This is a genomic window from Rothia sp. 27098_8_161 (assembly GCF_041432905.1).
Taxonomy (GTDB): Bacteria; Actinomycetota; Actinomycetes; order Actinomycetales; family Micrococcaceae; genus Rothia.
Genome location: NZ_JAPWAL010000002.1, coordinates 76,617 through 100,801, shown reverse-complemented (window position 1 = coordinate 100,801; position 24,185 = coordinate 76,617). Strand labels below are relative to the sequence as shown.

Annotated in this window: 20 protein-coding genes; 10 read left to right on the top strand and 10 right to left on the bottom strand. The window is 59.0% G+C overall.

Annotation, left to right across the window (positions count from 1 at the left end; genetic code table 11):
* Positions 1 to 67: 67 nt before the first annotated feature.
* From O3648_RS01245 to O3648_RS01225, 5 genes are all read right to left on the bottom strand, one after another.
* A complete protein-coding gene (locus tag O3648_RS01245; protein ID WP_371567926.1) occupies positions 68 to 1,204 on the bottom strand; it encodes an acetate/propionate family kinase in 1,137 nt (378 codons plus the stop codon).
* A 629-nt stretch (positions 1,205 to 1,833) separates the two neighbouring features.
* Entirely contained in the window at positions 1,834 to 2,922 is a 1,089-nt protein-coding gene (locus tag O3648_RS01240) for a diacylglycerol kinase family protein (protein WP_371567924.1), read from the bottom strand.
* A gap of 223 nt (positions 2,923 to 3,145) precedes the next feature.
* Entirely contained in the window at positions 3,146 to 4,453 is a 1,308-nt protein-coding gene (gene serS, locus O3648_RS01235; RefSeq protein WP_371567922.1) for a serine--tRNA ligase, read from the bottom strand.
* Between the two features lie 101 nt (positions 4,454 to 4,554).
* Entirely contained in the window at positions 4,555 to 5,502 is a 948-nt protein-coding gene (pheA, locus tag O3648_RS01230; protein WP_371567920.1) for a prephenate dehydratase, read from the bottom strand.
* A gap of 131 nt (positions 5,503 to 5,633) precedes the next feature.
* The gene (locus tag O3648_RS01225) at positions 5,634 to 6,512 is read right to left on the bottom strand and encodes a spermidine synthase (RefSeq protein ID WP_371567918.1); all 879 of its coding nucleotides are present in this window, start codon (positions 6,510 to 6,512) and stop codon (positions 5,634 to 5,636) included.
* 140 nt (positions 6,513 to 6,652) lie between these two features.
* On the opposite strand from O3648_RS01225, the gene O3648_RS01220 reads away from it, so the two are divergent.
* Complete coding sequence (locus O3648_RS01220) at positions 6,653 to 7,276, top strand: GNAT family N-acetyltransferase (protein ID WP_371567916.1); 624 nt, start codon at positions 6,653 to 6,655, stop codon at positions 7,274 to 7,276.
* Between the two features lie 193 nt (positions 7,277 to 7,469).
* Entirely contained in the window at positions 7,470 to 9,560 is a 2,091-nt protein-coding gene (gene pta / locus O3648_RS01215; protein WP_371567914.1) for a phosphate acetyltransferase, read from the top strand.
* A 147-nt stretch (positions 9,561 to 9,707) separates the two neighbouring features.
* Here the strand turns inward: pta and O3648_RS01210 are convergent, their stop codons facing one another.
* The gene (locus tag O3648_RS01210; protein WP_371567911.1) at positions 9,708 to 10,148 is read right to left on the bottom strand and encodes a hypothetical protein; all 441 of its coding nucleotides are present in this window, start codon (positions 10,146 to 10,148) and stop codon (positions 9,708 to 9,710) included.
* Between the two features lie 335 nt (positions 10,149 to 10,483).
* On the opposite strand from O3648_RS01210, the gene O3648_RS01205 reads away from it, so the two are divergent.
* Entirely contained in the window at positions 10,484 to 11,566 is a 1,083-nt protein-coding gene (locus tag O3648_RS01205) for an HNH endonuclease (protein ID WP_371567909.1), read from the top strand.
* Between the two features lie 77 nt (positions 11,567 to 11,643).
* On the opposite strand, the gene dcm is transcribed toward O3648_RS01205, so the two are convergent.
* Positions 11,644 to 12,963 carry a DNA (cytosine-5-)-methyltransferase gene (gene dcm, locus O3648_RS01200; protein WP_371567906.1) on the bottom strand — a complete coding sequence of 440 codons (1,320 nt, stop codon included), beginning with the start codon at positions 12,961 to 12,963 and terminating at the stop codon, positions 11,644 to 11,646.
* Positions 12,964 to 13,156: 193 nt separating this feature from the next.
* Between dcm and O3648_RS01195 the strand changes: the two genes are divergently transcribed.
* From O3648_RS01195 to O3648_RS01165, 7 genes are all read left to right on the top strand, one after another.
* Positions 13,157 to 14,659: a Sau3AI family type II restriction endonuclease gene (locus tag O3648_RS01195; protein ID WP_314078116.1), complete on the top strand. Its 1,503-nt coding sequence runs from the start codon at positions 13,157 to 13,159 to the stop codon at positions 14,657 to 14,659.
* Positions 14,660 to 15,083: 424 nt separating this feature from the next.
* Positions 15,084 to 15,794 (top strand): DUF6318 family protein, encoded by a 711-nt coding sequence (locus tag O3648_RS01190; protein WP_371567904.1) that lies wholly within the window; start codon positions 15,084 to 15,086, stop codon positions 15,792 to 15,794.
* A 499-nt stretch (positions 15,795 to 16,293) separates the two neighbouring features.
* Entirely contained in the window at positions 16,294 to 16,959 is a 666-nt protein-coding gene (locus tag O3648_RS01185) for a hypothetical protein (protein WP_371567902.1), read from the top strand.
* Positions 16,960 to 17,223: 264 nt separating this feature from the next.
* On the top strand, positions 17,224 to 17,661 hold the full coding sequence (locus O3648_RS01180; protein WP_256500171.1) for a metal-sensitive transcriptional regulator: 438 nt from the start codon (positions 17,224 to 17,226) through the stop codon (positions 17,659 to 17,661).
* A 63-nt stretch (positions 17,662 to 17,724) separates the two neighbouring features.
* Positions 17,725 to 17,940: a heavy-metal-associated domain-containing protein gene (locus O3648_RS01175; RefSeq protein ID WP_279754460.1), complete on the top strand. Its 216-nt coding sequence runs from the start codon at positions 17,725 to 17,727 to the stop codon at positions 17,938 to 17,940.
* A 29-nt stretch (positions 17,941 to 17,969) separates the two neighbouring features.
* On the top strand, positions 17,970 to 18,356 hold the full coding sequence (locus O3648_RS01170; RefSeq protein WP_005504270.1) for a hypothetical protein: 387 nt from the start codon (positions 17,970 to 17,972) through the stop codon (positions 18,354 to 18,356).
* Positions 18,357 to 18,548: 192 nt separating this feature from the next.
* Positions 18,549 to 21,056, top strand: coding sequence for a heavy metal translocating P-type ATPase (locus O3648_RS01165; protein WP_279754564.1), 2,508 nt, complete (start codon positions 18,549 to 18,551; stop codon positions 21,054 to 21,056).
* Positions 21,057 to 21,314: 258 nt separating this feature from the next.
* Here the strand turns inward: O3648_RS01165 and O3648_RS01160 are convergent, their stop codons facing one another.
* The 3 genes from O3648_RS01160 to O3648_RS01150 form a co-directional block, all read right to left on the bottom strand.
* On the bottom strand, positions 21,315 to 21,971 hold the full coding sequence (locus tag O3648_RS01160) for an NAD(P)H-dependent oxidoreductase (protein ID WP_279754458.1): 657 nt from the start codon (positions 21,969 to 21,971) through the stop codon (positions 21,315 to 21,317).
* A 126-nt stretch (positions 21,972 to 22,097) separates the two neighbouring features.
* Positions 22,098 to 23,489: an MATE family efflux transporter gene (locus tag O3648_RS01155; protein ID WP_279754456.1), complete on the bottom strand. Its 1,392-nt coding sequence runs from the start codon at positions 23,487 to 23,489 to the stop codon at positions 22,098 to 22,100.
* An 85-nt stretch (positions 23,490 to 23,574) separates the two neighbouring features.
* A complete protein-coding gene (locus O3648_RS01150) occupies positions 23,575 to 23,967 on the bottom strand; it encodes an RNA-binding S4 domain-containing protein (protein ID WP_279754454.1) in 393 nt (130 codons plus the stop codon).
* Positions 23,968 to 24,185: the final 218 nt, after the last annotated feature.

The window sequence follows — 24,185 nt, the reverse complement described above, 5'->3', positions numbered from 1 at the left end:
CATACAGAATGGGCGCCACGGCGGATCACTTTACGCTGAGCCGCCTACACGGCAGGGTGCGTGGGGCTTAGAGGCTCTTGACGAGTTCCTCGGTAGCCTCAGCGATAGCCTTCTCCTCGTTGGTGGGGATGACCAGCACCTTAATAGCGGAATCTTCGGTGGAAATCACGCGCGGCTCGGGGGAACGCTTAGCGTTCTCTTCCTCGTTGTACTTGACACCCAGTGCGCCAAGGCGGTCCAGGACCAGCTTGCGGAAATCACCGGAGTTCTCACCGATACCAGCGGTGAAGATCAGCGCATGCGCGCCGCCAACAACCAGGTTGTAGCCGCCAATGTACTTCACCAGGCGGTATGCGGTCATGTTCAGTGCGAGCTGTGCACGCTCGTCGCCGGACTCTGCAAACTCAAAAACCTTACGCATATCGTTGGAGCCAGCCAGTGCGAGCAGGCCGGACTCCTTGTTCAGGATGGTATCCAGGCGGGTACCGTCAATACCCTCACGGATCAGGATGGTGGTCAGTGCCGAGGGATCAATGTCGCCGGAGCGGGTACCCATGATCAGGCCAGCCAGCGGGGTGTAGCCCATAGAGGTGTCAACAGACTTACCGCCCTTCACAGCGGTCACGGACGCGCCGTTACCGAGGTGTGCGACGATACCGTTGAACTCGTCGCGAGCCACGCCGAGCATGTCAGCTGCAACGTGGGAGACATACTCGTGGCTGGTGCCGTGGAAGCCGTAGCGGCGGATGCTGTACTTATCTGCCAGGTCGTAGGGGATTGCGTAGCGCCATGCTTCTTCGGGCATGGTGGAGTGGAACGCGGTATCGAAGATAGCGACCTGCGGCAGGGAGGGCCACTTATGCATTGCTGCGCGCATGCCCTGAACGTGTGCGGGGTTGTGCAGCGGTGCCAACGGGGAGAGGTCGTCAATCTGCTGGACAACTTCCTCAGTCAGCAGGGTGGGGTGGGTGAACTTCTCTGCACCCTGCACCACGCGGTGGCCGACTGCCTGCAGCTCACGGCCGTGCAGGACGGGCTCAAGCTTCTCGGACATGATGTCGAATGCGACCTCGTGGTTGGGCACATCGGTGCCGATGTTCTCGACGAGGCCGGAGGTCAGCATCTGCTCTGCCTCGGGCAGGGAGGTGTCACGCACCTGGTACTTCAGGGAGGAAGAACCGGCGTTCACAACGAGAATAAGCATGAAAGTATCTTCTTTCGTAGTTTTCTTTTCCGCTCCATTCTCGCACTTTTCGAGCCTGCGTGCGAGACGGCCCCGACAGTGTTTTTGCCGGGAGTTTTTACTAGGGGCAGACGTGGGGTTAGTGAGGTGCGGGTGTGGTGGGGTGCCAGAAGCTACCGAAGGATGAATGATTAGGGGCACGCCAGGGCTCATCCCCGCGCATACCGGAATACACTTAGCCACAAGGCACAATGCCTAGCAGAAGCCTAAAAATATTCAGTTTCCCACACGTATACATATATAAAAGGGATGAGTAGACGATTACTCGTCTACGGTGACCCGCCGCCAGTGGCGGCTGGCCTTGACGCATCCAACGCTACATCCCCCAACACCACCGAACCGATACGTGGGTTTTTGTTGGGGCGTAGCATCTAGAAACGATGACTGTTCCAGGGTATTCGGGTGCCGGAGGTTGCCACCCTGAATACGGGAATAGCAAGAAAAATAGTGTAAAAAATCGCTAATTTTTTCACTATCTCCCTAATTTTCAGGAAATAGTGAAAAAATCCGCGATTTTTTTCATTATCCAGGTCACAAATTGGTGATTCGGGGTGGTGCCGACCTCTCCCCCAGCACCTTCACCACGCCCGCTATAGCACCTCGGGGTGGACCGCCACCTCCACGGCGGCAGGCAGCACGCGCGCGCTAATACGGTACGCTGACGGTGCCGGGTCACCATCCACCTCAACGGGCTGCACACCATCCGGGAACTCCAACACCACCTCAGACCCCACCATATGGCGAATCACCGGCAGCTCAATGCGCGGCGAACCCAGAATCGTGCGGCGAGCAACCTTCGCCATCAGCAGGCCCCACTCCATCAGGTCACGCGGCGACGCCACAATCACCTCAAGGTTGCCGTCATGCACATCCGTCATATCAGCCAGGCGAATACCGCCCTGCAGGCGGCCACAATTCGCGATCAGCACCGACCGCATCAGCAGAGTACGGAACGGCGCACCATCCACACTGATACGCACCGGGTGCGACCCGCCTAGCATGTGCTTCATGCCGGACTGCACGTACGACACCCACCCGAACTTCGCCTTAATGTCCTCGTTCGTGTAGTTCATGACGAGCGCATCAAAGCCTGCACCACTCATCACAAAGAACGTGTGTTCGGTTTCTTCGCCGGGGGTGTTCATCGTCGTCATCTCAACCGCATCAACGGCCTGACCTGTACCATTGAGCGCAATATCAATACACGCCGCCACGTCACTCACCGGAATATACAGGTTACGCGCCAGCAGATTACCGGTACCCATCGGCAGAATACCCAGGCGTGGCTTACGCCCCTCATGATGCACCAGCGCCGCCGCGACAGCACGCACCGTACCGTCACCACCGGCAGCGATCAGCAGGTCAACACCCTCAGCGATCAGCTCACGGGCTGCCTCAGAACCGGGCTCGTCCACACGGGTGGTGCGCACCAGCGGCTGCGGGTGGCCGTTCGCCGCGAGGGTACGTTCCAGAATCTCAATAGCCGCCACAATGCCGGGCTTACTCGGGTTGTACACCACGCCCACGCGCTGTGCCTCACCGGTGGGCAGGGTCGGCAGAACGCCGAAGGGCGCGCCCAGTTCGATAGCGCGTCGGCGCGCTTCACGGCGGGCACGAGTGACGGAGGCGGTCAGAGCCGCCACCGCAGAAACACCAAGGAGTTTACGGTATAGAGGCATAGTTCTTAGACTACCGGGATACGCGAAAACCCGCCCACCGTTTACGCGGTGAGCGGGTTTTTCGGCTGGTTGTGAGATTACTCAGCGGGCGGGGTTTCCCTTATTCAGCTGCTACTGCCGGGATGACCTCGGCGCCACCCATGTACAGATGAGGGAGCCGGGTGCGAGCGCGCGAGGCACCAAATCCCCCGCCGGAGTGGAGACTCACTCCAGCAGGCATCCCTTATTCAGCGATAGCGGGGATGACCTCGGCACCACCCATGTACGGGCGCAGTGCTTCCGGAATCACAACAGAACCGTCAGCCTGCTGGTGAGTCTCCAGGATGGCAACCACCCAGCGAGTCGTCGCCAGGGTACCGTTCAGGGTCGCTACGGAGCGGGTGCGGCCCTTACGCACGTTGCCTGCCTCATCTACGGTGTCCGGGGTGCGCTCGCGGATGTTCAGGCGGCGCGCCTGGTAGGTGGTGCAGTTAGAGGTGGAGGTCAGCTCACGGTAGGTGCCCTGGGTAGGGACCCACGCCTCGCAGTCGAACTTGCGTGCTGCGGAGGTGCCCAGGTCACCTGCGGCGGTGTCAATCACGCGGTATGCCAGGCCGCAACGCTGCAGCATTTCCTCTTCGAGGGACAGCAGCTTCTCGTGCATCTCTTCTGCCTGCTCAGCGGGGCAATAGACAAACATTTCAGCCTTGTTGAACTGGTGCACGCGAATGATACCGCGAGTGTCCTTACCTGCGGAGCCTGCCTCGCGGCGGTAGCAGGAGGACCAGCCCAGGTACTTCTTCGCGCCCTTCTCGAAGTCGAGAATTTCGTCGGTGTGGTAACCGGCGAGCGCCACCTCGGACGTGCCGACCAGGTACAGGTCGTCACGTTCGAGGCGGTAGATTTCGTCATCGTGCTTGACGTTGAAGCCGGTGCCGTTCATGATTTCGGGGCGTACCAGGGTGGGGGTGGTCATCATGGTGAAGCCGTGCTCGGTTGCGAGGTCGAGCGCCATCCACATGAGTGCCTGTTCGAGGCGTGCTACCTGGCCCTTGAGGAAGTAGAAGCGTGCGCCGGAGACCTTTGCACCGCGTGCCATGTCGATGCCGTCGACGAGTTCGCCGATTTCGAGGTGGTCGCGCGGTTCGAAGCCTTCAGTGGTGAAGTCGCGGGGGGTGCCGACTTTCTTAACGACTACGTAATCGTCTTCGCCGCCAACCGGTACACCGTCGATAATGAGGTTTTCGATACTGCTGATTAGTTCCTCGTATTCAGCAGTTTTTGCTTCGGAGGCTGCCTTTGCTTCGTTGACGCGGGCTGCTAGTTCCTTAGCCTGTGCAACGAGGGCGGGCTTTTCTTCCTTGGGTGCCTTTGCGACGGTCTTACCGAAGGCGTTCTGTTCGGCGCGCAGGGTCTCGTATTCGCCGATGAGTGTGCGGCGTGCGGTGTCGGCTTCGAGGATGCGGTCGACGTGGGTTTCGTCCTTACCGCGTGCTCGCTGGGAGGCGCGGAAGAGGTCGGGGTTTTCGCGGAGGAGGTTAATATCAATCACTGTTTTATCCTACCTAATCTTGCGGTGGGTTGTGGGCGGGGTTTTCGCGGGTAGGTGCGGGGGTGTCTAGCGGTGGGCGGCTGGTGGTACCGCCGGTGCCGCTAGTGGCGCTGCAGGTGTGCGGGGCGGCCGTTCGGGAAGAGCGACTCGACCCATTCGTGTGCGGCGTCGAAGGAGCCGTCGGAGTGGATGGCATCGACTTCGGTGTTTTCGTGGTCGGCGCGCGGGTAGGAGCCGAGGAATTTCAGCATCGGGGAGACACGGTGCAAACCGCGCAGGGCGTCGCGCATGCGTGCCTCATAAATATGGCCGTCGGCGTCGATGCTGAACGAGTAGGAGCCCATGCCTTCGCCGGTGGGGCGCGATTCGATGCGGGAGAGGTTCACGCCGCGCACGGAAAACTGTTCGAGCAGTTCGAGCAGGGCGCCAGCGCGGTTGGTGGGTAGCGGCACGGTTAGGGTGGTTTTGTCTGATCCGGTCGGTTCGGGGATGTCGGCGGTGCGGGAGAGCAGCACGAAGCGGGTCACGGCGTTCTTGTTGTCGCCAATATTATCCTGCAACACGTGCAATTCTGGGTGGTAGTTCAGCAGTGCCGGGGAGCAGATTGCCGCATCATAGGTGCAGCCCTCTTCGAGCAGACCGACAGCTGCGGCGGCGGTAGAGGAGCCGGGCAGGTAGGCGGCGGTGGGCACGTTCTCCTGCGCCCAGCCACGTACCTGCGCCCAGGCGTGCGAGTGGGTGGAGATGGTCTTAACGTCCTCGATACTGATGGGCTTCGCGGTCACCAGCACAAATCGGATCGGTACGAGCACCTCGCAGATAATGCGTACACCTTCGCTGGCTGCGATAGCGTCTAGGGTGGCGCTCACGCCGCCCTCCACGGAGTTTTCGATGGGCACCATGGCGGCGTCCACCTCGCCCGCGTTCAGGCGTGCGAGCGCATCGGGCACGCTGGTGGCGGGGAGTCGTTCGGCGTCGGATGCGCCGGGGACGCTCAGCAGGGCGGATTCGGTGAAGGTGCCGGAGGGGCCAAGGTAGGTGTATCGCATGCCACTATAGTAGCGTCTGCTGTGGAGGGGCCGCCGATTTCGGTGATAGGTTACAGTCTTTGGCGGTAGTTAAAAGCCCCCACCAAAGTCACTAACCTATGGCCGAAAAATCTATATAGCAGCTGAAACCGCTACCTCACGAACTGGCGTACACGGGCGGTGTCCCAGTACTGGGCGGGCACGCCTCCACCCATGAGCTCACGGGCGATAGCGGCAGCCTGCACGGAACCAGCCTCCGGCAGGGGCGCGTGGGAGCCAGCAATAATGACGTTGCCGCGGCGGCGGCCCTTCAACATTGCCGAATCCGCCACAATGCACACATACTCAAACACCTCAAGCAGGGCGGACGCCTCGGCCCGGGCACCGGTCAGCACCGGCCCGTCACCGCAATTGAGGATGTACAGGCCGCCGGGTGCCAGGGACTCAGCAACGGTGAGGGCGAACTCGACGGTGGTGAGCGCCTCGGGGGTGGTGTCCCCGGCGAACACGTCACGGATCAGCACGTCACGGGATGCGGGCGCGAAGGTTGCGGTGACGGCACCCGCCTCACCCACGCGGATCTTCACGCGCGGTGCCTTGGGAATGTCGAACCAGGCGCGCACGTACTCGGCGAGTTTGGCGTCCAGCTCAACGACCGTGTTGCGGCTGGTCGGGTACAGGTCAGCGAAATAGCGCGCCATGGAGCAGGCGCCGCCGCCCAGGTGAGTGATGCGCAGCTTCGCAGCGTCCAGGTGCTCCTCCACGTGCGAGGAGACGACCGCAGCAATCCAGCGCATGTACTCAAAATCCAGCTGACGAGGCTCGCCCACAATTACGTGGGAGGACTGTACACCATTAATGAGCAGGAGCCAGCCGTCGGCGTGGTAGCCGTCGGGGACCAGCTCCGCCTCACCCGTAGAGATGGGGTACACGCCAGCGATGGCACCCTGCATGGGGGTGTTCTCAGTATCGTCAATGCGGTTCTTCTGCGCCCTTTGGCTTTTCTTCGGTGCCCTGCTCTTTTTCGCCATACCCACTAGCCTAACCGACACGACCCAAAGCAACAGAGCCGCCTCATCGCCACACCCCACTAGCTGCCACCCGCACGCCCCTAGCGTACGCACCCACGGCAAACCTCCTCCACAGAGGCTAGCTGAGTAGACTAGACCCCATGGGATTTGTATGTCAGGGCCGCTACGCGCTCGCACCGATTGAACCGGCTGACGCCGAAAAATACGTCAACCTGCAGCTGGACTGCATGGAGCAAACCTACGACCCGATCTACTTCGACAGGCTCGGGGAAAGCTTCACCGCCCGCCACCGCGCCGAACGCAACGAATACCTCGAAGATTTCCACCGCCACCTAGCCTCCCCCACCGTGCGCGGCTTCTTCGCCTACGACGTACCCGGCTGGACTCCCGACGGCGGGCTCTCCTGCTCCATCGGCGCGCTCATCGACTGGGATAAGCCGGTCGGCCTGGTGCTCTCCCTATGCGAACAATCCGCTTGGGAACTTGAACGCGCAGATAACCTCCCCGAACTGCCCGCAGGCACCCGCAAACTCACGCACCTGTACACCCTCAACCACACGCACGGCACCGGCCTCGGACAGGCACTCTACGAATCCGTCATCTACCCGGACGAAAACTCCTACCTGTGGGTCATGGCAGAAAACGAACGAGCGCTCTCCTTCTATGAGCGCCTCGGCTACCAGCGCAGCAGCATCAAATTCGCGGCACGCGGCTCCTGGGAACCCGGCCACAGCCTCCGATACACACGCATCCTCAACCCCTAAACGGCACACCACAACAGGGAAACAGCCCGCCCACATGACGCAGCGCACCGCACACCCTGTTAGGCACCATCCCCACTACGCCTTAAGATAGAAGATGACATATAAGCTCGACGCACCCGCGCACAGGAGCACATACACCCCTGCGCAACCGCGGGACCCAGCGCCGAACATCGCATAGAAGGACAGTAAAACAATGACCACCGGTCTTTACCTCTCCGCTATGTCCCAGAACTCGGGCAAGTCCCTCGTTGCCCTGGGCCTAGCAGACTCCCTCATCAAGCGCGCAGACCGCGTCGGCTTCTTCCGCCCCGTCTTCGACGGCGCAACCATCGCCGACGACCCCATGGCACGCCTCATCCGTGAACACTTCGGCCTGGCCGAAGAGCAGGTCGGCGGCGCAGTCTCCATGACCAACGCACTCGCACTCATCGCAGAAGGCGACACCGAAGAAATCTCCGCACGCGCAGTCTCCGCCTACGAAAAGGTCGCAGCAAACAGCGACGTCGTAATCGTCGACGGCGTCTACCTGCCCGCCAACGCGCTCGCAGTCGAATTTGACCTAAACGTCCAGGTTGCACGTGACCTCGGCCTGCCCGTCGTCGCAATCGTTGGCGCACACGAGGCAGCCGTCGAAGAAGCAGTCACCGCAGTCGACGTGGCACGCACCGAACTGCTCGCATCTAAGGCAGACCTGCTCGCAATCATCGTCGGCCGTGCAGAACCCGAACTGCGCGAAGAAATCGAAAAGTCCGTCAAGCGCGGCGACGCAAACCTGCCCGTCTACGTACTGCCCGAAATCCCCGAACTGACCGCGCCCACCGTCGGTGAGGTTGCCGAAGCCCTCAAGCTCGACACCGAAGGCATCAAGGCAGAAGACCTCAGCCGCGACATCCACGGCATCAAGGTCGCAGCAATGAACGTCTCCAACTTCCTGAACCAGTTCGTTGACGGCGACTTCGTCATCGTCCCCGGCGACCGCGCAGACATCGTCGCAGCAACCCTCGCATCCGCACTGGCACCGACTTTCCCCGCACCCTCCGGCGTGCTGCTTACCGGCGGCCTGGACGCACTGCCCGGCAAGAACACCGCGGTCGGCTCCCTCATCGACAACGCACCGTTCCCCGTGCTGTCCACCACCAAGGACACCTTCAAGTCTGCACGCGCAGTCTCCCGCGTCCGCGGCACCCTCGAAAGCGGCCACCATCGCAAGCTTGCAGCAGCAATGGGCGGCTGGGATGAGCACGTCAACAAGGACGAACTGCTCGCCCGCCTCGAAATTGAGCGCCCCGCATCCATGACCCCGCTGCGCTTCCTGCACAACCTCATCGAGACCGCACGCGCAAACCGCCGCTCCGTGGTCCTGCCCGAGGGTTACGACGTACGAATCCTGCGTGCATCCGAAATCATTGCACGCCGCGACTTCTGCGACCTGATCCTGCTCGGCAACCCCGCCAAGATCGCAGAGATTTGCCAGGCCGAAGGTATCGAACTGCCCAGCACCGTTCGTATCATCGACATCGAAAACAACGAGTACTCCGAGGACTTCGCAGCAACTTACGCTGAGCTGCGTGCACACAAGGGCGTTACCATCGAGGCTGCTCGCGAGCGCATGACCGACCCCTCGTACTTCGGCACCATGCTCGTCTACAAGGGCATCGCCGACGGCATGGTTTCCGGTGCCGTGAACACCACCGCGAACACCATCCGCCCCTCGCTCGAGTTCATCAAGACCCGCCCCGGCACCAAGATCGTCTCCTCCGTATTCCTCATGCTGATGGAAGACCGCGTTCTGGTCTACGGTGACTGCGCAGTGAACCCGAACCCCAATGCAGAGCAGCTCGCCGACATTGCGAAGGCATCCGCGGAGACTGCACGCCAGTTTGGCGTCACCCCCAAGGTTGCTATGCTGTCCTACTCGACCGGCACCTCCGGCGCTGGCGCAGACGTGGACGTTGTGCGTGAGGCAACCGAGCTCGTGCGCGCTTCAAACCCCGACTTCGCGGTTGAGGGCCCGATCCAGTACGACGCCGCTTCGAACATGTCCATTGCCTCGACCAAGCTGCCCGGCAGCGAGGTCGCTGGTCAAGCTACCGTGTTCGTCTTCCCCGACCTGAACACCGGTAACAACACCTACAAGGCTGTTCAGCAGTCTTCGGGTGCTGCCGCTGTGGGCCCGGTTCTGCAGGGTCTGCGTAAGCCCGTGAACGACCTGTCGCGCGGTACCACCGTTGAGGACATCATCAACACCGTTGCGATTACCGCAATTCAGGCACAGAGCCTGTAAGGTGCACGCGGCGCTGTAGCGTGAAGGCTGCAGCGGTCCGTTGATATAGAAATCTCCCGCACTGGGCGGGGCATACCGTGAAGGTGTGCTCCACCCGGTGCGGGAGATTTTTTGTAATTACAGGGATTTTTGGTGCCGCTCCCCTGGTTAGGCTTTGCGGGTGCGGCGGTCAAGGCGCACATAGTTAATCACGCCAAGAACAGCCATACCCACGGCGGCCAGAACCTGGCCGAGGGCGGGCGGGAAGAGCCAGGTGAGACCCGCCTCCACAGTGTAGGCAATGAGGCGGCAGGCAAGGTAGGTGCACGCCGCCACGAAGAGGGCATAAGCGACGATGATGCCGACCGGGCGGGGCTCGTAGCCTTCTCGCCGGGCACGGAGGGCGGCACCCAGCGCGTTACCCAGGTACAGGGCGAGAGCACCGACGACGACCACGGCGGTGAGGGCACCGTCAAAGAATGTGCGCGGGGTCAGCGGTGCGGTGCCCGCCTCAGCGAAGAGGTTGAGGATGCGCACCACGGCGTAGCCGTAGCAGAAGATGACTGCCGCACGGATGGTGAGGGGGAGGTTGGTCCAGAAGGTTTTCATGCGGCCCCTTTCGAAGTGGAGGGAGAGCTTCTGTCTGAGTATTACTCCAAGGATACCTAAGAACACCAGCATGTGATGTGAATCAATAGCATTTTTACTGGTGAATGTTGTGCATGTGGGGCGCTAAGTTTAAGCGCCGAGAAGCCACATGTGTTTCGAAAAGCAACATATTACGTGGCTTCTCGAAACACATGTGGCTTTTCGAGGAGGGTGTGTGAAGGAGGATGCGGGGCAGAATTTTTGTAATTACAGGATTCCACCACCCACCTCTCCTACCCCGTGAACCGGTGACCACCCAAGCAGCGGCAAACCACCCGGGCTGCTAGGCTGCTGCTATGGATAACAACTCAACGCCCTCACTGCCGGACCTCGTTCTCCCGTCCGTGGTGACGACCCTCAGCCTCCCGAGCAAACACGCCGCAACTGACATGCGGCTCCCGCAGGCGTGGCTGCTACGTTCCGTTCCCGACGAAGAGAACCGCAGCGCCGCCAGCGGAAAAATCTACGATGACGCCCTAGAATTCCGCTACGTTTACGACTCGAAAGTTCCCAATCACAAGAACGTTCGAGAGGGTGACTTCGTGCTGATTCGAGATAATTCGATTCTTCTCGGATCAGCAGTTATCCGAAAAATTGAGTCATACGAAGCCGATAAGGTCATGACGTATTGCCCTACCTGTGGGAGTACCCGCATCACCTTCAAATCCGATGAGCTGTGGCGTTGCGATGGAAAGTGCCTGAGAAGAGACAATCTCAAGCCGGAGCAACGCCTGCATAAGAATCCGCCACAGAAAACCGAGAAGGTTCAGCGGTTTATCGCCTACTACGGTGATACCTGGACTGAGCTTATCGGCGCAGCGGATAAGGACTCATTCAAGGACCTGAGTGTGCCGGGCAAGTACAACACTCAGAACAGCATTGTTGCCCTCCATACTGGGAAAGTCCTTGACTGGCTTGAAAGCCTGAACACTTCGGGTATTCACCTGCTTCCTCTGGGGGATGCTCACGGGGTACCCGTGAATCCTCGTGGCGGTTTTACGATGCGCACCGTCAGGGCTCGCAAAGGTCAGCCGCAGTTCCGTCAGCAGCTACTAAACCGCTTCGGAAGCATGTGTGCGTTTACGGGCGCTTGCCACACTGCGGCACTGGATGCGGCGCACCTGTACAGCTATGCGCGCGAGGGTGAGCACCGTGTGGATGAGGGTCTGCTTCTACGCAAGGATCTGCATAAGCTTTTTGATAGTGAGCTGGTGGGCGTGAGTTCTTCGCGGACTCTTCTTCTGCACCCCGGTTTGGGGAATACGCAGTACCAGTCATTGGCGGGTGCCCGCCTGAAGGTCGAGTTGCCTAACCGAGCTCTTGAACTGTTGGATGAGCACCGCTCGGGCTTGAACTGGCTTGATGAGGCGCTAGTCTAGATCGGCTCTGGCTTAGGCCGCCGGGCATGCAAAAGGAGGTGCAGTAGCTTTTGGGCTACTGCACCTCCTGTGCGTTTTTACTGGTTGTGTCGGCGGGCGATAGCCTTACCGATTTCGTGCGGGATACCCACCACGAGGGCATTACCCATGCAGAAAGCACGGTTACCGTCACTCATACCGGTGTCAGTCCAGCCACGGGGGAAGCCCTGCAGCTGATCCAACTCATCGGGCACAAGACGGCGGTACGCGCCAGAATCACCAATCACAACATGCTTGAAACGGGAAGCTCCCGAGCCTCCTTCGCCAGTCAGAATGGTACGCGCCGGGCGGTCGATCGGATCCGGGAAAGACATTGAACCTTCGGTGTAGAAGTATTCAAAACCGCTTGCCTTATTGATGCGCTTTTCCTTCTTCGCGCCCTTGAGGTACTCCCAAGAAGGAACCTTGTCAGGGGCAATAAAGAACTGTTCCGGCACCTCAGAGTCGGGAAGAACCACGTCACCGAGCGTCTTAAATTCACCTCGATAGTCGGGCTCTACCTTGCTGGTGAGCACGGTGCCGTTCTGCATGACACCGGCAATCTGGAAGGGTGAGGTTTTAGCACCGATTCCGAAGTGTTCCGTCTCGTAGTAGGGGTCATCGGAGATGGTGAACTCATCGGCCTCATTGAGCTCTTCGAAGACGGAGAGAAGACCCTCAGATTCTGCAGTTTTGACCGGGAACGCTTCTGCCAAAACACCGGTGTGGGTGATACGGCGCGACAAATCCCATTCGGGGGCGTTATGTTCGGCGTAAATGTAGACGCGCTTACGCTTCTGCGGGTGGCCGTACTCTGCCGCGTTGATAACGCGCCATTCGACGCTGTAGCCGAGCGCGTAGAAGCAGGAGAGCATAATGGCAAAGTCGCGACCTCGCTGCTTAGCGGGCGATTTTAGCAGGCGGTCAACGTTCTCCAGAACAACATATTTGGGGGTTTTAAGTTCGAGCGCGCGGTGAATATCCCACCAGAGCACACCCTTCTTACCTTCAATGCCGTGCGACTGCGAAAGGGGCTTGGTAACCGAGTAATCCTGGCAGGGGAAGCCACCGCAGAGCAGGTCAGCGTCAGGAATTTCGTAGAGGCCCGCCTCAACATCATCAAGTACGGCGTGAATATCACGGTTTTCGAGGTTTGCTTCTTCACCGAAACGTTCCTGGTAGCAGCGGGCCGCAAACTGGCGGCCGACCGTTCCCGGGGGCTCCCACTGGTTCGCCCAGACAGTCGTGAAGGGGCCTGCGGAGGGCAGGGTCATGCCGTTGGCGTAATAGCCTTCAAATCCTAAGCGGAAGCCACCTACACCGGCGAAAAGCTCGATAACTCGGATAGGCTGGCTACTGCTGGTGGCTTTCTGATCCATGAGTCAGTAGTCCTTATAGTCCTCTGTAAATATATTCGAATACTAATACCATAGCATAGAACAGCTATTCAGATCAAGTGGGTTATACAAGAATCCGTGATGAGCCAAAGAGCACAGCAATCGTATCTGGCGTAGCATGAGAGCAAGAAACAGCACCGCCGCTACCCCTCTACTTCCGAAAGGAAAACCGACCATGGGCCTTTTCGATTACGACAATTCGAATATTGATAGCATCCTCAAATACACAGAGGAGAATCTCATCGACCGCACGCTCCGTGACATCCTGGAAGAATTCCAGAACTCCGAGTACAAAACCTATGAAGATAAGAAAAAGGGCACTCCCTCAATGGTCGCCCGCAAGGAAATTAGTGAGTTCTCCAAGGGAATCTACGGCAACCTCGTTGAAAAGCTGTCCTATGGGATTGACCCCAATAATTCCCCGGAACCCGATATTCCCACCGCAAAGGTCGAAATCAAAACGACCCCTTACCGAGTGAACGCAAACGGCACTATTTCCGCCAAAGAACGTCTAGTCCTCAGCATGTTTAATTTTCACGAGGAAAACCTAGACGATTTTTATCAGACGCATCTTTGGCATAAGTGCCAAAATATTTTACTTCTATTTTATAAATATCAAAAGAATCGCGATATTTTGAATAATATCGCCGATAAATTTTTCCTTTTTGACTGGCCCGAAGAGGATATGCCTACCATTCTCGAGGACTATAAACGTATTACCCAGAAAGTCCTGGACGGACGCGCACACGAGCTTTCCGAATCTGACGGCATGTACCTTTCAACCTGCCGCAAGGGTGCCGGTAAAGACAAGGACCGCACTACCCAACCCCATGGCCTTGAGCTGGCCAATAGGCGCGCCTGGTCGCTCAAGAGTAGCTATATGACAACCCTCCTCCGCACCAAGGTTTTCAGCCAGGAGGAACAGGAAAGTATCGCTAAAGCAGCCCAGGATACCTCTAAGCCTTTTACCCAGATTATTGAAGAAAAGCTTTTGAAGTACCGGGGCCAGAGCGAGAAAGAACTCTGCAAGGAGTTTGATGTTAACTTTAACACCAAGGGTCGCAACAGTACTCTTGTAAGAAAAATTCTAGGCCTTTCCTCAGATATTGATAGTACTGCCGAATTTAAAAAGGCAAACATGAATATTCGCGCTATTCGTGTTGACAAAAACGGGCTCCCTAAGGAGGATTCTCCCTTTAAGAACTACCGTTTTATTGAACTAGCGAATGAAAAAGAGTGGGAAGAGTCCCATATTTACGCCGAGATTTTCTCGAGGAAATTTATGTTTGTTGTTTTCCGCGAGAACGGATTCGGTGATTTCTGTTTGGATCAGGTCAAGTTCTGGGGTTTCCCCGATTCCCTCGAATCTGAGCTGATGAGGGTATGGCAAGAGACGAAGGAAATCATTAATCGAGGTGTTGAACTAACGGTCAAACCGAACGGTAAGGATGGGTTTAAGGTTTCCACTAACTTCCCGCAGAGCAAGGTGAACGAATACCTTTTTACGAAGGTTCACGCCTCCCAGACCTACTACGAAGTTAAGCCTGGCGAGTTTGTCGGAAAAGGCAAACTCAAGGACACCGACGAACTGCCCGACGGTCGCCACATCACGAAGCACTCCTTCTGGCTACCCAAAAAATTCGTTCAGCAGATTTTGCGCGGTGAATGGGACTCATAACCGAATGTAATAACCGCAGCAGGCGGCCCCGGATGCGTGTGCGTCCGGGGCCGTTTTTGTTTTACCGTGCCGAAAAATTGTGCCATAGGTTAGCGTCTTTGGTCGTAGTTAAAAACCATGGTCAAAGATACTAGCCTATGGTCCAATTTCTGCTGAGGCGGCACCTCCGAGGGCGCAGATTTATTTGACGCATAAAACATTGAGAAACCTTAATAATGACCAACCACCGTCACCATCCTCAAAATAATACAAACGACGACAAACATGCGGTAGGGTGGTAACTGTAGTGTTCCATAGCGCATTGACGCGTTTGCTGGGTGCACTACGGGGCTGTTTTTCTTCCGGTAGTCAGTTTGACCTGCGAAAGACGGCCTGACCAGTAGCTAAATAACACACCATCACCGACGATAGGAGCGTATCTTCTATGGATTCGACCATTCTCAATCGCCGCACCCTGTTGGGCAGCGGCGCACTCATGGGCCTTGGCGCCCTGCTTGCGACGTGCGGCCAGCAGGCAAATAACGAGGCGGCAAGCACCGCCTCCGCGGCGCCGAGTGAGACCACCTCGGCTACTGCCGCTGCGTCTGGATCGCCTTCGGCGAGTGCAACCCCGTCTACTGTTCGAGGCTATTCGGGTGGATCGAAGGCGCCCGATGGAGAGTACCGTAAGGCCGACAAATATGGTCCGGCCCAGAACGTGCCCAAACCCACCGCACCTGAAGACGGATACCGCGAAAAATCCCTAGAAGGTCTCCGCAAGACTTTGGACGCATGGATTCAGTGGGCAAATTACGGTACCGAAACCGGTGATTTCACAAAAGCACGCCAGTTTATTTCACCTTCATATGAAAATGAATTGAAAGCGTATGAAGATATTAAGGATCTCTACGCTAGTGGTGGTTGGGTCATTGGAGGAGTAGACCATTTTATTGCTGACGGAAATCCATGGTCAGAAGATGGTGAAACCTATTTTTGGAAGGCTTACCGTGAGTGGGATTACGAAACTTATGTTGAGTCCGATGGTAGTTGGCGCCGGTGGGAAAATAAGGATAAGACTAAGAACACTTTTAAATTTGAACTGAAGCATAATGGTCAACAGTGGGAGATTCTACGCTACGAATCAGTAGAGGATTAAGGCGATGAGCACACGTAAAGTTATTCTTCCCATTTTTATTGCTTTGCAGGTCTTATGTTTAAATCCTGGTCCTGTTATTGCAGATGTTACTACAAAAGAATGCTCCTCAGATAAAAGCGCTAAAGTCTGCCAAACACAAAGAGTAAAAAGAGATAAAAACGCACCTGTAGGTGAACCAACAACTGGAACAAATAAGTCTGACAGCGAATATACGTCTCAGCAATCCAATTCAGAACCTAGCACCTACACCACCAAAGGCGCCAACGGCCTTACCCTAATTCGTTCCAAAAGTGACTCTAACATCCTTGGCTGCGTAGGTAAGGGCGGGAAGATTGGACACGTAAAACTCAACAATCTCATCGTTCGTGACGATGGGACCTATATCGATGGTGGCCTCGGCAAGCATAGCCCCACCTCAGAAACCTGCGTTCCCAACGATACCCGCACCCTGACCAGTGCCGACAGCCCCGGCCCCACCGGCCCAACCTACGAAGAAGTCATGGAGGAAATCCGTCATGCAGCAGAATCGCTAGAACCCGGCAAGCCCACCCTGCACCAGTCCTACAACAACCCCACAGGCACCGGACGAGCAGAAGGCGACCCCAACGTCCACAAGGGCGACCAGATCAACTTCTACGTGAACGACGGAGGCCCCTACCGCCTCGAAGCAGACATGCTCGCCGGACACGTCGAAATTGAGCTCATGCCCTCCTCCTATGTCATCGAGTACGGCAACGGCGACCAGGCAACCCACTACACCGCTGGTGAACCTTCCCTCACCTACGCTCGCGAACGTCCACGCCGAACGGATACCAGCTACGCTTACAAGCGTTCTGGCAACTTTCACGCGTACGCGACCGTGCACTACACTGCTCGTTTCCGTGTGGATGGTGGTCCGTGGCAGATGATGATGGTGACCCCGCAGGCGACCAGTGACCCGCTGCTGGTGCGTGTGTGGTGGACCGATGTTGGCCGCGTGGCAGGTGACTGCAGCTACGACGACACCAGGTGGGGTTGTAAGAACGACCCGACGATGGGCAAGCCGGACAACCCGAACCCGCGCCTGCGCAAGGCTGATATTCGTACTGGTCAGCGTTGGCACCTGAATGATAGCGGTGATAGGGATACGGAATATTCGTTGCACCGCGACTGGCCCGATATGTAAACCAACTCTAACCCAACATATAAATAACCGCAGCAGGCGGCCCCGGACATGTAAGCGTCCGGGGCCGCCTGCTTTTTTAGACAGAGGTTTTCGATAGGTTAGTGTCTTCGCGGTGGGTCTTTAACCCGCAATGAAGACACTAATCTATCGACAGGGTCGTAACCTATCGAAGAATCCCCGTACCAACGAGCCCACACACCCATACCGCGTAACAACCCGTAACACCCCCTTGTGGCATACCCCCCTAGGGTATATAATGAAGCCATGGAAACCACTAGCAACCAGTGCTGTCACAGCACATCCACCCAGGTCAGCACCGCATCCGGCACGCCCACTGAAAACCCCACTGAGGAACCCACCGAGGCGCACACCGGCGCATGCTGCAGCGGCGAGGCACCCAAAACCCAGCACGGTTACACCTCCAACAAAGAGGCGCACCTCAAGCGCCTGCGCCGCATCGAAGGGCAGGTTCGCGGCATCGCCCGCATGGTCGATGAAGACAAGTACTGCATTGACATCCTCACCCAGGTTGCTGCGGTCTCCAAGGCGCTCCACGCAGTCTCTCTGAACCTACTCGAAGAGCACATCGGTCACTGCGTAACCGGCGCCGCCGTCGAATCCGAACGCACCGGCGACCCGACCATCGCAGAAGCCAAGGTCAAAGAGGCAACCGCCGCGATCTCCCGTCTCATGCGCAGCTAAACGCCCCGCACCTAAACACCGGGCGGACCCAAGTTTTTAACCCATTACCGAAAGGAAATCATCATGAGCACCACCACCGTTAAGGCAACCGGCCTGACCTGCAACCACTGCGCTATGAGCGTCAGCGAAGAGGTCAGCGAAGTTCCCGGCGTGACCGGCGTGACCGTGGACGTCGTCAAGGACGGCATCTCCACCGTGACCATTGAGCACGAGGGCACCCTCGACACTCAGGCTGTTGCAGACGCTATCGTGGAGGCTGGCTACACCCCTACCGTCTAGCGCGGCAACCGGCTCGATTAGGAGTCATCATGGCTTACCCTCCGCAGTACATTGCGATGGTTGTTGGCGCGGTCCGCACCCTTGTCGGCACCGAAAACATGCACCTGCGCGACGCGATCACCCGCGTGGCCAGGCAGATGAATCTGGATGCGGCGCTGGTCGATTCGTGGGTGAAGCAGAGCCCCGAATATACGGCGCGTGAGGATGCGCCCGGCGCCGCACGACGTAGCGGCACGAGCGCGAATAAACGTTCCGCCGAGCACGAGCAGGGCGTGAAAGCGCGCGAGAAGGCGAACGCTTCACCGTTCCCGCGGGCTGCCGTGAAACGTGCCTACGGTGTGTCTGATCGTGGCGCGAAGGTGACCGGTATTCGCCCGCATACGAGCAGGCCGGATGGGCTGCCCGGCGACCACTAAGCCACCACAGCATTACTCCCGCCGCCGCGTTTACAGCCTCGCTGTTTTACCCGCAGCTTTCGCCCTCGCGCGACACCCTCAGTACTGCACCCTAAACACTACACCATACACTATCCGGGACGGGGTCCTTCGAGGCCCCTCCCCCGGCTTCGTGCACCTTCTTCTACCCCCCTTTTTTAAGTTTAAGGAAGTATTGTGTCTTCTACACAGCCTTCACCAACCACCCGTGAACCCTCATCACAGAGTGAGCGCTCTCTTTTTAATCCTGCCGGAACAACCGTAAAATCAACGGAGTCCACCCGAATCATTCACGTGGATATTCAGGGTATGACCTGCGCATCCTGTGTGGGTCGTGTGGAGCGTAAGCTCCGCAAAATCCCCGGCGTTGACCCGGCGGTGAACCTGCCGCTGGAGTCGGCGCGCGTCATCGTACCTGAGGGCGTGAGCGACGAACAGATCGTTGAGACCATCAACAATGCCGGCTACGCGGCGCACCTTAAGAACGGGCCGCGCGCGGGCGCTGGAACGAACGCGAGCGCATCCGGCGGCGGCAACCATCACAGCACTCCGAGCATGAATGGCGGCTTCACTGACCGCATTATTTATGCGGCGATTTTGGGTGTGCCGATTTTCTTGATTTCGATGTTCCCGTCGTTCCAGTTCCCGAATTGGGGTTGGGTTGTGGCGGTTCTGACGGCGCCGGTTGCATTTTGGTGTGCTGCGCCGTTCCACCGTGCGGCGCTTATTAATGCGCGTCATGGCTCGTCCACGATGGATACACTGGTATCTCTCGGTGTGGTGTTGGCGTATTTCTATTCGCTGGCGCAGCTGCTCATGAACCCGGAGTTGACGGCGCATGTGCATCATGCAGACGGTAGTTTCTGGTCGATGTTTACCGGCAACCATGCGCCGCTGTATTTTGATTCGGCGTCCATGGTGACGCTGTTTCTGCTGATTGGTCGCGCGATTGAGCACCGTACTCGCGATCGTTCTTCGGAGGCGCTGCGCACCCTGCTGAGTATGGGTGCGAAGGAGGCGACTCTGCTGCGCACCGATAAGCAGGGCGTGACGAAGCAGGTGCAGGTTCCGGTGGAGGACCTCATGCCGGATGACCTGTTCTTGGTGCGCCCGGGTGAGAAGATCGCCACGGATGGTGTGGTGGTTGAGGGTTCGTCGGCGGTGGATGCGTCCCTGTTGACGGGTGAGTCTGTGCCGGTTGAGGTGCATCCGGGTGATGCGGTCACGGGTGCGACGGTGAATACGTCTGGTTCGTTGACGGTGCGTGCGACCCGCGTGGGCGCTGAGACGACTCTGGCGAAGATGGGTGAGCTGGTGGCGAGCGCGCAGGAGACGAAGGCTCCGATTGCTCGCTTGGCAGATCGTGTTTCTGCGGTGTTTGTGCCGGTGGTTTTGGTGATTTCGGCGCTGACACTGGTCGGTTGGTGGCTGGTTTCTGGTGACGGTGCGGCGGCGTTTAATGCGGCAGTGACGGTACTGGTGGTGGCGTGCCCGTGCGCTTTGGGTTTGGCTACTCCGACGGCGCTGCTGGCGGGTACGGGTCGCGGCTGGCAGTTGGGCATTTTGATTCGTAATGCGCAGGTGTTGGAGGCGACGAGCACGGTTGATCGCGTGGTGCTGGATAAGACCGGTACGGTGACGACCGGAGAGATGTCTGTGGCGTTCTACGGCACCTTTGGTGACTATGAGTCGGTGGGTGACTTGTCCGGTATTTCGTCGGATTCTACCGGTTCCAAGAACGAGCGTTCCCTGTCTGTTCTGCGTGATGCCGCCGCCGTGGAGGCGCTGAGTGAGCACCCGATTGCTCGCGCGATTGCCGGTTTTGCCCGTGAGCAGGGCGTGCTGGCGGAGGGTGCTTCGGCGCCGAGTGTGAGCGGCTTTGAGGGTGTTCCCGGAGGCGTGCGCGGCGTGCTGAGCGGCGCGGGTGAAGGCGCCGAGTATGGCACCTCCCAGCTGGTTGTGGTGGGTACTCCCGAGTACCTGCAGGCAGCGGGTGCGCAGCTGAGCGAGGCTCAGTTGGCCCTGCTGGATCAGGCTCGCCGGGCGGGTCTGACGACGGTGGTTGTCGCCCGCGGCGAGGCCCCGAATGATACCCCGAGCAGCACCTCCGCTCTGCAGCCGGTCGGCATGATTTCGGTTGCCGACACTCCCAAGCCGGAGGCGGCAGAAACCATGGCGCAGCTGCGTGAGCTCGGCCTGGAGCCGATCCTGCTCACCGGTGACGCCCCGCAGGTTGCGCAGGCGGTCGCCTCGAAGGTCGGCATTTCGGCTGAGAACGTGTACGCCGGCGTGACCCCGGAGGGTAAGTCGCAGGTGATTGAGAAGTTGCAGGCTGCCGGTCACCGCGTGGCGATGGTCGGCGACGGCGTGAATGATGCCCCGGCGCTGGCTCTTGCTGAGCTGGGCATTGCGATGGGTTCGGGCACGGACGTTGCCGCGGAGGCAGCCGATATTGTGCTGACCCGTTCGGATGTTGCTTCGGTGGTGACGGCGCTACGTCTCTCCCGCGCTACGCTGCGCACCATTAAGTCGAACCTGTTCTGGGCGTTCGCCTACAATTCGGCGGCTATTCCGGTCGCTGTGGCGGGTCTGCTGAACCCGATGATTGCGGCTGCGGCAATGGCGTTTAGTTCGGTATTTGTGGTGCTGAATTCTATGCGTCTGACGGCGTTTAGGAAGTAGCGCCCTGCCGTTATACAGAATGAATTGCCCCGCGCGATTTCAAACGAAAAATTCAAAAACGCATCTCACCGTGCTTTTTGCACGGTAAAAGATATAAAGAAATGCACCGCCCGTGTAAAGGCGGTGCATTTCTTTATATTTAGTTTTCACGGGCGGCGGCTTGAACACCAGGCGTGAACACCTAGCTCAAACGCCCCTCCCGAAAGCCCGAGCTCAAAAACCCGGCAAGAAAACCTCGCCTAAAACCCGGGCAGTACCTTAGGCCCAGGTCACCAGGTCCTCGATGGAGCGGCGGCTCTTCGGGGCAATCTCGTGGGCACGATAACCAAAGGTCACAGCCACGGACAGGCCGTACTCCTCCGGGTCAAACAGGCCTGCAGAAGCGAGCAGCTCGTTCACTGCTTCGTAGTTCATACCCTCAATGGGGCAGGAGTCGATGCCGAGCATTGCGGCGCCGGTCATCATGTTGCCCAGGGCAATGTAGGTCTGCTTGGATGCCCAGTCGAAGAGCGCGCGGTCGCTTTCCAGGACCTTCATGTCGTTCTTCTGGAAGTTGCCGTAGCGTTCGAGTGCGGCCTCCATCTGCTCCTCGGTGAGGTTACGGCCTTCGAGGGTGCGGCGCATCCACGGGGTGTCGTAGCGCAGACCCTTCTTCGCCAGCAGTACGACCAGGTGGCTAGCGTCGTCAAGGGCGCCCGCCATGCCCCAGGCAATCGGCTTGAGCTTTTCACGCAGTTCGGGGTCCTGGATGACCAGGAACTTCCACGGTTCGGTGCCGACGGAGCTGGGCGACAGGCGCGCAAATTCGAGGATTGCGGCGAAGTCTTCGTCGCTGACGCGGCGGTCGGGATCGTAGGCGCGGGTTGCGCGGCGGCGGGCGAAAATTTCGAGGGCTTCTTCGCGGGTTACGGTCACGGTTTCATCCTTTACATGAGGGTTTCAATACCCTGTCATGCTACACCTGCGGAGGGGGCGGGCGGTCTAATTGTGAGCCATTACGCCCAGAGCACGTATGTTCCGAAGCAGTCAGGTTCGAAGGGTTTAGGCACCGGCTTTCATCCACACATCCGAGCGGGCGCGGCGGCCGAAAATGACCGCGCGGATTCCCTGGAAGTACAGAATATACGCCGCCCACAGGCCGCAATACCCGGCGAGCGCATCCATGGCACCGGCGCCGACAGCCCAGTGCAGGCCGAGCATAACGGGCACGTACATGACGAGCATGATGAAGCAGCCGATTGCCAGGTATTTCACGTCCTGCGCGCCCATGAGGATGCCGTCCAGGGTGAACACGTACGCGGCGATGGGCTGGCCGAGGGCGATGATGACGGTGGCGATGGTGAAAAGGAACGCCACCTGCGCGTCCTGCGTGAAAATCCAGGAGCCGAAGAAGCCGATGAGCGGGCAGATCAGGCCGGTGATAACACCGTAGATGAGGCTCATACGCAGCAGCCGGTTTTTCAGCTGGCGCACCTTCACGCGCTCGGATTCCACAGCCAGGTCACGTTCGCCGAGTTCCTTGCCGAGTAGCGCCTGGGCGGCGATGGCGAGGGAGTCCAGGGCGTAGAGGAAGAGGTTAAATACACCCATGCCGAGCTGGTAGGCGGCGGTGTGTTCGGTGCCGAATCGCGCCACGACGAACACGGTCAGCAGGGAGGCGATGCGCATGGACAGGGTGCGCAGCATGAGCCAGGAGCCGAGCGAGAGCACCGAGCGCATGCCGGCAAGGTCGGGTGCCCAGCGGACGGCGTGCTCGTGGGTGCCGCGCATCATGACCATGCCGAGGGCGGCAGCCATGCCCCACTGGGTGAGGGAGGTACCGGTCGCCGAACCGGCAACGCCCCAGCCGACCGGGTAGATGAGCAGCCAGTTCAGCGCAATGTTCACGAGCGTGCCAACCGTAGCGACTTTGAGCGGGGTGACGGTGTCTTGCAGCCCGCGGAGCGTGCCGACCTGCGCGAGGATAATCATCATCGGCGGGATGCCCCAGAGTGAGTGGTGCAGGTAGTCGAGGGCGTAGCTGATGGTTTCGTCGGTCGCGCCGAGGCCGCGCAGCAGCGGGTCTGCGAAGGCGTATCCGGCGATCATGAGGAGCATGCCGAGGCCGAAGGCGACCCACACGCCGTCCACGCCGATCTGCCAGGCGCGGCGCAGGTTCTTCTCGCCGAAGGCGCGCGCCACGGCGGGCGTGACGGAGTAGGCGAGGAAGTTCATGAGGCCCACAACCGTGGTGACGAGCGTGGCGGCAATACTCATGCCGGCGAGTTCCGCCTTACCGAGTTGGCCAATGAGTGCGGAGTCAGTGAGTACGAAGATGGGTTCGGCTATGAGCGCGCCGAAGGCGGGTACGGCGAGGGCGAGGATGCGCCGGTTCAGCGAAGGCTCGGCGGTGTTCACAGCGGGTTCGGTATTCGGGTGCTTCTGTGTGCTCATCCTTCTAGGCTACTCCCTGCCGCCGCGGCGAGTGCCTGCGCGTGGGGCAAGGTGCACTCTGCGAGATAGGTGTGTGAGATGCGCTTTAGGCCCCTCGGCCGCGCAGTTCGTCGAGGGCGCGGCGTTCCTTCTTGGTGGGGCGGCCGCTGCCTCGTTCGCGTTTGGCGACCGGCGGCATGGAGAGGTAGGCGGGGCGCGGGCCGGAGAGGTCTTCGTAGCAGGTGACGGCGATGGGTGCGCCTACGCGTTTGACGAGGAGTTTTTCGACTTTGAAGACGCGTTCCCAGCCGGGGTAGCGAACCTTGACGATGTCGCCTTTTTTGAGTTTTTGGGAGGGCTTGGCGGGGGCGTCGTTGACGCGCACGTGGCCGCCTTTGCATTCGTCGGCGGCGAGGGAGCGGGTTTTAAAGATGCGCACTGACCAGAGCCAGAGGTCGAGCCTGGCACTGGTTAGTGCAGTGGTGTCTTCTGCGGTCATGTGTTCATTGTGGCGCGAGGCGGGCGGGGCACCAAATCAGGTACACCCGCCTACCCGTCCTGCGCTTGCACTGTTTTCGCCGTGATTCCGCCGTATTTTTGCCGGCATTGGCGAGCATGGTTTCGCCGGGCTGAGCCGTGACGAACCGCCATGCGGCAGAAAATTTTCTACTGCACGCACCAGCCTATTGAGCGCAAACCCGCCCCACTAGGGGGTAT

Bases quoted from the DNA above. Each gene is read 5' to 3' on its own strand.
- O3648_RS01195 (WP_314078116.1), top strand. From the start codon at position 13,157: ATGGGCCTTTTCGATTACGACAATTCGAATATTGATAGCATCCTCAAA.
- O3648_RS01170 (WP_005504270.1), top strand. From the start codon at position 17,970: ATGGCTTACCCTCCGCAGTACATTGCGATGGTTGTTGGCGCGGTCCGC.
- O3648_RS01180 (WP_256500171.1), top strand. From the start codon at position 17,224: ATGGAAACCACTAGCAACCAGTGCTGTCACAGCACATCCACCCAGGTC.
- O3648_RS01225 (WP_371567918.1), bottom strand. From the start codon at position 6,512: ATGGCGAAAAAGAGCAGGGCACCGAAGAAAAGCCAAAGGGCGCAGAAG.
- O3648_RS01240 (WP_371567924.1), bottom strand. From the start codon at position 2,922: ATGCCTCTATACCGTAAACTCCTTGGTGTTTCTGCGGTGGCGGCTCTG.
- pheA (WP_371567920.1), bottom strand. From the start codon at position 5,502: ATGCGATACACCTACCTTGGCCCCTCCGGCACCTTCACCGAATCCGCC.
- O3648_RS01185 (WP_371567902.1), top strand. From the start codon at position 16,294: ATGGAGGAAATCCGTCATGCAGCAGAATCGCTAGAACCCGGCAAGCCC.
- pta (WP_371567914.1), top strand. From the start codon at position 7,470: ATGACCACCGGTCTTTACCTCTCCGCTATGTCCCAGAACTCGGGCAAG.
- O3648_RS01220 (WP_371567916.1), top strand. From the start codon at position 6,653: ATGGGATTTGTATGTCAGGGCCGCTACGCGCTCGCACCGATTGAACCG.
- O3648_RS01245 (WP_371567926.1), bottom strand. From the start codon at position 1,204: ATGCTTATTCTCGTTGTGAACGCCGGTTCTTCCTCCCTGAAGTACCAG.
- O3648_RS01190 (WP_371567904.1), top strand. From the start codon at position 15,084: ATGGATTCGACCATTCTCAATCGCCGCACCCTGTTGGGCAGCGGCGCA.
- O3648_RS01155 (WP_279754456.1), bottom strand. From the start codon at position 23,489: ATGAGCACACAGAAGCACCCGAATACCGAACCCGCTGTGAACACCGCC.
- O3648_RS01210 (WP_371567911.1), bottom strand. From the start codon at position 10,148: ATGAAAACCTTCTGGACCAACCTCCCCCTCACCATCCGTGCGGCAGTC.
- dcm (WP_371567906.1), bottom strand. From the start codon at position 12,963: ATGGATCAGAAAGCCACCAGCAGTAGCCAGCCTATCCGAGTTATCGAG.
- O3648_RS01205 (WP_371567909.1), top strand. From the start codon at position 10,484: ATGGATAACAACTCAACGCCCTCACTGCCGGACCTCGTTCTCCCGTCC.
- O3648_RS01175 (WP_279754460.1), top strand. From the start codon at position 17,725: ATGAGCACCACCACCGTTAAGGCAACCGGCCTGACCTGCAACCACTGC.
- O3648_RS01150 (WP_279754454.1), bottom strand. From the start codon at position 23,967: ATGACCGCAGAAGACACCACTGCACTAACCAGTGCCAGGCTCGACCTC.